Below are 7,727 nucleotides of genomic sequence, written 5' to 3' on the forward strand. Positions count from 1 at the left end.
CAATGCGCTTAATTCATTTCAAAAAAAGGGCTGAAAAATGGATGAGCGCAAAAGTGGCTGGATTTACGGCTTTATCGGTATGGTCATCTTCAGCGCGTCACTTGGGGCAACGCGCGTGGGCGTGGCGCATTTTGATCCCATTTTTCTCACCTCAGCGCGTGCGGTGATCGCCGGAGCTCTAGGCTGTTTACTGCTGTTGGTCTTTTCAAGATCCCGGCCAACGCGAAGCGATCTCGTGCCACTGCTTATTGTGGCCGTGGGTGTTGTTGTCGGGTTTCCGCTGCTTACAGCCCTGGCTTTGCAACATATCACCTCGGCACATTCCGTTGTTTTCATAGGTCTGCTGCCGTTATCTACCGCCATATTTGGTGTGATACGCGCTGGGGACAGACCCCATCCGACATTTTGGCTGTTTTCGATATTGGGCAGTGCGTTCGTCGTCGGGTTTGCCCTAACGAACGATTTTCAATCGTCGCTTTATGGTGATGGACTGATGTTTGTAGCGATTGTTGTTTGTGGATTGGGTTATGCAGAGGGCGCGAAGCTGTCGCGAAAGCTGGGTGGATGGCAGGTGATTTGCTGGGCGCTTTTGCTGTCTTTGACCGTGACAATTCCGTTGGCGATTTATTCTGCGCCAGCAACATTTGTTGGCATTGCGCCATCCGCTTGGATTGCGTTGGGTTATGTTTCGCTATTTAGCATGCTTATTGGATTTGTCTTTTGGTACCGCGGTCTTGCCCAGGGTGGCATAGCGGCTGTGGGCCAACTGCAGTTGCTGCAACCTTTTTTTGGCCTTGTGCTGGCGGCACTGCTGCTTCGTGAGCAAGTCAGTGCAACCATGATTGTTGTCAGTATTGCTGTGGTGTTATGCGTTGCTGGCGCGAAACGATTTGCCTAGCGTTTAGGACGCTAGGCTTACTTTACCGACAGATGAAAGCGGAATTTTAGCGCCATCAATGATCAGAATTGGCTCATTGCCTGCAAAATCAACCGTATCAACGATACCCTTGGTCATTGTGTAGGTGTTGACCTTTGCACCTTCGGCGCTTTTCGCCTCAATATGAAGCGAATATTGTCCTTCTGGTAGGCTTGCGCCATCGCTTCCCTTGCCATCCCACTTGTAGGTGTGTTCGCCCTTGGCTAGGGCTTTGTCTTCAGTGTGGACCACTGCGCCTGCAGCGTTTTTGATGGTGATTGTGCTTTCTGCGGCGTCTGTGGTCAGGCCATATGTCCACTCCGCCTTATTGTCTTTCATTTCTGTCGTGTCGCCAAAGGCGGTAATGGCTTTGCCGATGTAGGATACCGCTTGAGAAGAAAACGAACCTTCGTTCGCTTTGATCAAGGCTTCCAAATATTCATTTGTTTTGAGCTGTTGCTCAACACCGGTGAACTGCACCATTTGTTGGGTAAACTGGTTTGTATCCAGCGGGTCCAATGGATTTTGGTTCTTGAGCTGGGTCGTGAGAATGCTCAAAAACGTATCAAAGTTTTCGCCAATGGTTTTGCGCGAGGTTTTAAGCTCGTTGCTTGTTGTGCCAATGCCGCTAGCTGGTGCTATGCCTGCCATAACTTGCTCCTATACCCACACATTTAGGCCGCCCGGACTTGCCGTGCCGCGATAAATTGTGGTTTCACTCAATTTTGCCTGCTCTTGTGCAGAAATGTCATGGTCGGCCAAGTTGAGTTGATCTTGGTGACCATTCTGAGATTGTCCAGAACCTTTTTGACCGTCTTGTTTCAGCGAGAATTCCAAGTTGGCACGATCGGCGTTCAACCCGGCTTGTTGCAGCGCCCGTTCAAGCGCGCGCGCATCACGTTGGAGGAAATCAAGCGTTTCGGCGCGCTCAACCACGAGGCGGGCAGTAACATTGTTGCCATCCATTTCCATTTTTACGTCTATTCTACCCATTTCTGGTGGGTCCAAACGAATTTCAAACTGCTGCGCGCCCTGACGGACTTGGCGCACGATCTCAAAAGCAACGCCGGGAATATTGACTTGTCTAGGGCCTGTGCGGGCTTGTGCGGCTTCAACATGATTGGTTTGCTGTTGGAAACTTTCAATTTTGTGCTGGGCAAGTAGTTTTTCAGTGCCCGTTTCAACGGCGTCTAGTTCTGTTGGTAGCGGCGCAGTTGCTGTTGCTGGTGCTTGAGGTGGCTTGGCAGCACCAGGATAGGTGGCTGCGGCCTGAAGATTTGCCTCACGAGACGCCTGACCAAATGTTTTTGGCGCTTCAGCATTTTCGCCGGGATTGAGGGTGTTGTTGATAAAATTCGTTTGGCCAGCAGGCTTTTCCCGCTTTTTTGCTTCGCCACTTGCCTGTTGGCCCAAATTTGCCAATTGCGCCAGAATATCTGGTTCCGCTTCTTTATTAACCGTGCCCGGTGTTGTTGGGTTCACTTGAGTGTTGATTTGACTGGCTTGGGCGTTGACTTGATTGACTTGAGTGTTGGCTTGGCTCGCCTGAGTATTTGGCTGTTCTGCGATTTTTTGCTGCAACAATGTTTGTTGTGCGGCTGCGTCGTCAACAAATTGGCCCGTCGGGGAGGTTCCGCCTAGTGCCGGATTCTCTATACCTGCTTGCACATGAAGTGCTGAACCGCCGAATTGTGGGCGCGCCACTGTCGATGTGCTGAATTGTTCAGGCAAAGTCGGTAAGTCGCTGGCGAGTTGCGTTAAACGCTCAATCATTTGATGAATGTTAAGTGGAGCCTTGGCCTCACTATTGTTTTGGTTAAGCGGCGCGGGCGCTGCGCTAGACACTTGACCTGATAGTTGACCGGGCAATTGGCTAAGGATTTTATCTAGCCGTTCCAACAGTTGGCCAACCTTGGCGAAGTCACTGGAACCTACTTTTTCTAAGTCAGTACCTGCTTGACGCAGTTCAGACAGTTGCCCGGCAAAGGCGCCGATTGGTCCGTGAGCGCTGATGTTCGCTCTATTTGGGTGCGCATTGATGCTCTCAACGAGTTTGCCTAAGGCTGCGCGCGCTACGTCCAATTGTTCGGATGATGGAATCTGTAGATTGTCAAATGCTTTTGCTAAAGGTTTTAACGCTTCGGCCAAGCCTGCCAAAGCCTCAGCGATTACCACGGTATCTGGATTGGCTTTGTCTAAACCCAACTCATCGACATTTTTGGTGTTTGGTGCATTGTTGCCGCCGGCCACGAGTGCGGCCAGCAAGGCTTCAAATCCAGTTCCGCCTTCGCCAGCAGCGTTTGCATTACCAGTATTTCCAACGATATTTTCAGCGGCATGTACGCCGTTGCGCACTTGTGCTGCCAGTTCTAAACCGGGAATGGAAGGCGCTGCTGATAATCCAAATTGCATTTTTAACCCACTCAAACAAACAGTGACATGTGTCCACCCACTTATTAAGCAATTTACGGGCCAGTTTTTGACTTGGTTAAAAATTAAGTTAAATCAGATGTTTAGTTGTTATGTCTTGAATCAAGATACGAAGAATAGTCCGCATTAGGGACATTTTGGCTGGGTAGGGGGCAGAACTTGCCTATCGGCCCCGTCAATTGAGTGCGTAAGACTATTGAGTTTTTGCAACCAAATTGCTACATCGCCTTCATCCGTTGGCCCTTAACCCCAATTTGGATGGAGAAACGATGAATTCGCTTGGAATAGATAAGCGTCCGGAAGACACGCGCGTTGTTGTTGCGATGTCAGGTGGCGTAGACAGTTCAGTCGTGGCTGGACTTATGGCGCGCGAGGGATATGAAACCCTTGGCGTTACCCTTCAACTTTATGATCATGGCGAAGCAATGCACCGCAAGGGTGCGTGTTGCGCTGGGCAAGATATTCACGATGCGCGTCGTGTTGCTGCAGCGATTGGCATTCCGCACTATGTGTTGGATTACGAAAGCCGTTTTCGCGAAGCAGTGATTGATGATTTTGCCGAAAGCTATGTGCGCGGCGAAACCCCGATCCCTTGCGTGAAGTGCAATCAAACCGTCAAATTTGTTGATTTGATGCGGGTTTCAAAAGAACTTGGCGCGGACGTTTTGGTGACCGGCCACTATATCCAGTCTTTGGAAAAGGATGGCCGCAGGGGCATGTTCCGCCCAAATGACCATGGACGCGATCAAAGCTATTTTCTGTTTGCAACTGAGCAAGATCAACTCGACTATTTGCGCTTTCCGCTTGGCGGCATGACCAAAGACGCGGTGCGTGATATTGCGCGGGAAATGGGTCTCGTTGTTGCAGAGAAAAGCGACAGCCAAGACATCTGTTTTGTGCCAAATGGCAATTATGCGCAAATTATCGCTAAGCTTAAGCCAGACGCGGTTAGCCCTGGTGATATCGTACACATGGACGGTCGCGTGCTCGGTCAGCATAAGGGCATTATTCATTATACAATCGGCCAACGTAAAGGCCTTGGCATCTCGGCACCGGACCCGCTTTATGTGGTCAAACTGGAACCAGAGACAAAGCAAGTTATTGTTGGTCCGTATGAGGCACTTGCGACCCGTGCTGTTCGTCTGAAGCAAGTCAATTGGTTGGGTGCAAAATCGCTAACAGATATTGAGCGCGATGGTCCGGTCCAGATTGAAGCCAAGGTTCGCTCAACGCGGCCGCCGCAGCCAGCACGGTTAAGCGTGGTTGATGGGGTGGTTGAAGTGGAACTGGTTGGCGGTGAGCATGGCGTTTCACCGGGTCAGGCCTGCGTTTTTTATGCTGATGACAGCGCCAATAGTGAAGTGCTGGGCGGTGGTTGGATTTCTGAGGCGGTGAGCGCGAAAGCGGCTTAAATTAGGTAATGCCTTAAATTAGCGCGGCGCTTAAGTGCTGCGCTTTTTGCATGTCGTTATAAAAGGCGTTCAGCATTTTTTGCCTTGCGACCTTGTCCGGGTTGCGCAGGATTGCAGCGGGGTGGGTGGTGACCAGAAGCGTGGTGTTTTCTTGCATGGGGATCGGTGTGCCCCGCACTCTTGCGATAGGGTGTTTTTCTCCCGTTAGGGCGAAATAGGCCGTCGCCCCCATGGCGATGATCACTTCGGGCTGAATAAGTGCCATTTCTTTGGTCAACCACCATCGACAATGTTCAACTTCGCCGGTGGTTGGACGTTCGTGCAAGCGGCGCTTGCCCTGTTCCTTATATTTGAAATGTTTTACCGCGTTGGTGATATATAATTCCGACCTGTTCAATTGTGCTTGGGCCAAGGCCTCATCAAAGATTTTGCCAGCTGGACCGATAAAAGGACGCCCGGCCAAATCCTCCTGATCTCCGGGCTGTTCACCCACCACCATAATTTGTGCAGTGGAGGGGCCCTCGCCAAATATTGTTTGCGTGGCGCGACAATGGAGCGGGCATCGCGTACAGCTTGCGGCCTGATTGCGCATTTGTTCGAGTGGGGTGAGGTCTATGCCTTCATCGGTTTTTGGCTTTTCCTGCCATTGTGCTTGAATGCGATCATGGAAGGGGCGAGGTTGGCTGGCTTCTTTGGCCGCCATCTCCAGTACGCGTTTTTCTGCGCCAGCGATCAAATCTGGGATGAGCGCGGCTTCGGGTAAGTTCTTCCAATATTTCTTTGGCATTTCCGATTGCATGGCGCGCACTTTAAGTCTAGCTGGGTTAAAAATATTTGCAAAATATGTGCACCACAACTCATCTGTTTGGTCCTGTGCGATCGGGGGCTCCGCGGGGTCGCGCGACACGCTTAGCTTATTGCCGTCCCATGCGGCGGCCCCTTTGGGGGAGGCGATTAGCCAATCCATGTCCGAGAATCGATTTTTAAAAAACGGGGAGGTGCGCTCGATTGTGTAATGTTCTGGTTCGAACCAGGCCACAAACCGTCGACGCCCTTGTTGCCGCCCGTCAACTTCCTTGAACCGCACAAAAGCCTTCATTTTGTGGCTGTCGCGGTGAACGTTTTTCATCAATATGTTAAGTTTTGCGATGTCGGGATGAGTTTGATCATCAATCAAATTGGGGTGGGATTTGAGTTGGTGCAACACGCGATAAAGCAGAGTAAATCGGTCTTTATCCGTATGACAGATTGCAGTTTTTGCTGCTTGAACAAAGCGTTTTGGTACCCGCATGGAGGAGGGGGACTGCGCCTTTATTTGCTGTTTTCCAGTCAATACATCAAACAAATCTCCCGTATTGTCACGCGTGCGCCAGATCACCTGATCCGGCGAAATATCTCGTTCGCACAATTGGCGCGCAGCGTGCCGCCATTCCTCAAAGTCTCCGCGCCCTTCCAGGACTATTTCATGGTTCATAAAAGGGTTAGCTGTTCTGGCGCGGGGGCGAAGACAGTGCGTAAATCCGATCTGTCTAAAGAGCGATGCGGGGACCAGCCTTGCGCCACAATGAAATTGCGGGCCTTTTTTACAGAGACGCCCAAATGGCGTAAATCTTCCAGCCGTATAGAGCGATGCCGCCTGGCGCTGATGAGCTTTTTCACCGTTTTGCCGCCGAAGCCGGGTACACGCAATAACATTTCTTTATCCGCTTTATTGATATCGACGGGAAAACGATCGCGATTGCTCAACGCCCAAGACAATTTTGGGTCAATGTCCAAATCAAGCATCCCATTTTGGCCTGTAGAGGCTATCTCGTCGATCGAGAAACCGTAAAACCGATAGAGCCAGTCTGCTTGATAAAGCCGATGCTCGCGCATCAATGGGGGCTTGATGAGGGGCAGATTGCGCGAACTGTCGGGGATAGGGCTAAAGGCGGAATAATAGACGCGTTTAAGTTTATAGCTTGAATAAAGCCGAGCACTGGAGCCCAAAATTGTCGCATCATTGGCGGTGTCGGCCCCCACGATCATTTGCGTGCTTTGTCCGCCCGGCACAAAGCGCTTGCGCTTGCCTTTAAATGTCGGCTCCCGCGCTTCTTCAATTTTTAGCCGCAAATCGCCCATGGATTTGCGGATCGAAACGGGTTGTTTTTCCGGCGCATATTGCTTTAGGCCAGCATCGGTCGGCAACTCGATATTGATGGAAAGCCGGTCGGCGTAAAGCCCTGCTTCTTCAATTAAACCAGCAGACGCTTCGGGGATGGATTTAAGATGGATATAGCCGCGAAAATTATGTTTTACGCGCAAGTCTTTCGCAATTTTGACCATCTGTCCCATCGTATCGTCGGATGAGCGGATGATGCCCGAGGACAAAAACAAGCCCTCGATATAGTTTCGCCGGTAAAACTCAAGGGTGAGCCACACCACCTCCTCTGGGGAAAAGCGCGCCCGCTCGACATTGGAAGAAGAGCGATTGATGCAATAGGAACAATCATAGATACAAAAATTCGTCATCAGAATTTTAAGCAGGGAAATACAGCGCCCGTCCGGCGCATAAGCATGACAAATGCCTGATCCTTCAGTGGACCCCAGACCACCCGATTTGGATGAGTCGCGTCGCGTTGTGCCGCTGGAAGCGCATGAAGCATCATATTTTGCAGCATCGGACAGGATCGCCAGCCGTTCTTTTAGAGATTTCACCATATATGTTCTCTATATGTTCTTTTTGATGAAATCAAGATATTTGGATTTTAATTTTTTGCGGAAGCCTTTTTTTCGGGCCGCCGACACGCGCTGTGCCGATTATCCGGACACCCCCGACTTTTTTCCCATCGCCGTCACAAACGATGTTCGCTACCCCCGCACCCGAGAGCTTTTTTCGCCGACGTTGATCGCTGTGCTCCCCCTGTCGCCCAAAGATAGTGCCAAGGGCTTTTCGATTGCAAATCTTGACATATATTGGATGCTTAAGT

7 protein-coding genes are annotated in these 7,727 nt (G+C 50.8%); 3 read left to right on the forward strand and 4 right to left on the reverse strand.

Translation table 11 applies throughout. The annotated features are described in order from the left end of the window. Positions 1-37 precede the first annotated feature (37 nt). Positions 38-898, forward strand: coding sequence for a DMT family transporter (locus ACSHWX_RS11440; protein WP_435668353.1), 861 nt, complete (start codon positions 38-40; stop codon positions 896-898). A gap of 3 nt (positions 899-901) precedes the next feature. On the opposite strand, the gene ACSHWX_RS11445 is transcribed toward ACSHWX_RS11440, so the two are convergent. Together ACSHWX_RS11445 and ACSHWX_RS11450 are read right to left on the reverse strand one after the other, a co-directional pair. Next, complete coding sequence (locus ACSHWX_RS11445; protein WP_435668354.1) at positions 902-1,567, reverse strand: flagellar hook assembly protein FlgD; 666 nt, start codon at positions 1,565-1,567, stop codon at positions 902-904. Between the two features lie 9 nt (positions 1,568-1,576). Further along, a complete protein-coding gene (locus ACSHWX_RS11450) occupies positions 1,577-3,328 on the reverse strand; it encodes a flagellar hook-length control protein FliK (protein WP_435668355.1) in 1,752 nt (583 codons plus the stop codon). 287 nt (positions 3,329-3,615) lie between these two features. Here ACSHWX_RS11450 and mnmA point away from each other — a divergent pair, with 287 nt between their 5' ends. Beyond that, entirely contained in the window at positions 3,616-4,758 is a 1,143-nt protein-coding gene (mnmA, locus tag ACSHWX_RS11455) for a tRNA 2-thiouridine(34) synthase MnmA (protein WP_435668356.1), read from the forward strand. A gap of 13 nt (positions 4,759-4,771) precedes the next feature. Here mnmA and ACSHWX_RS11460 read toward each other — a convergent pair whose 3' ends face one another. Further along, positions 4,772-6,232, reverse strand: a complete 1,461-nt coding sequence (locus ACSHWX_RS11460) for a UdgX family uracil-DNA binding protein (protein ID WP_435668357.1) — start codon at positions 6,230-6,232, stop codon at positions 4,772-4,774. After that, positions 6,229-7,458: a putative DNA modification/repair radical SAM protein gene (locus ACSHWX_RS11465; protein ID WP_435668358.1), complete on the reverse strand. Its 1,230-nt coding sequence runs from the start codon at positions 7,456-7,458 to the stop codon at positions 6,229-6,231. Before ACSHWX_RS11465 ends, ACSHWX_RS11460 begins: the two co-directional genes overlap by 4 nt. Before the next feature lie 13 nt (positions 7,459-7,471). On the opposite strand from ACSHWX_RS11465, the gene ACSHWX_RS11470 reads away from it, so the two are divergent. Continuing rightward, positions 7,472-7,727: hypothetical protein (locus ACSHWX_RS11470; protein WP_435668359.1), on the forward strand; the 256-nt coding region annotated here is incomplete at its 3' end.

The sequence above is a fragment of the Maritalea sp. genome (assembly GCF_051251695.1).
Lineage (GTDB): Bacteria > Pseudomonadota > Alphaproteobacteria > Rhizobiales > Devosiaceae > Maritalea.

Coding starts and splice junctions, on each gene's coding strand:
- ACSHWX_RS11460 (WP_435668357.1), bottom strand. CDS start 6,232: ATGAACCATGAAATAGTCCTGGAAGGGCGCGGAGACTTTGAGGAATGG.
- ACSHWX_RS11445 (WP_435668354.1), bottom strand. CDS start 1,567: ATGGCAGGCATAGCACCAGCTAGCGGCATTGGCACAACAAGCAACGAG.
- ACSHWX_RS11440 (WP_435668353.1), top strand. CDS start 38: ATGGATGAGCGCAAAAGTGGCTGGATTTACGGCTTTATCGGTATGGTC.
- ACSHWX_RS11450 (WP_435668355.1), bottom strand. CDS start 3,328: ATGCAATTTGGATTATCAGCAGCGCCTTCCATTCCCGGTTTAGAACTG.
- ACSHWX_RS11465 (WP_435668358.1), bottom strand. CDS start 7,458: ATGGTGAAATCTCTAAAAGAACGGCTGGCGATCCTGTCCGATGCTGCA.
- mnmA (WP_435668356.1), top strand. CDS start 3,616: ATGAATTCGCTTGGAATAGATAAGCGTCCGGAAGACACGCGCGTTGTT.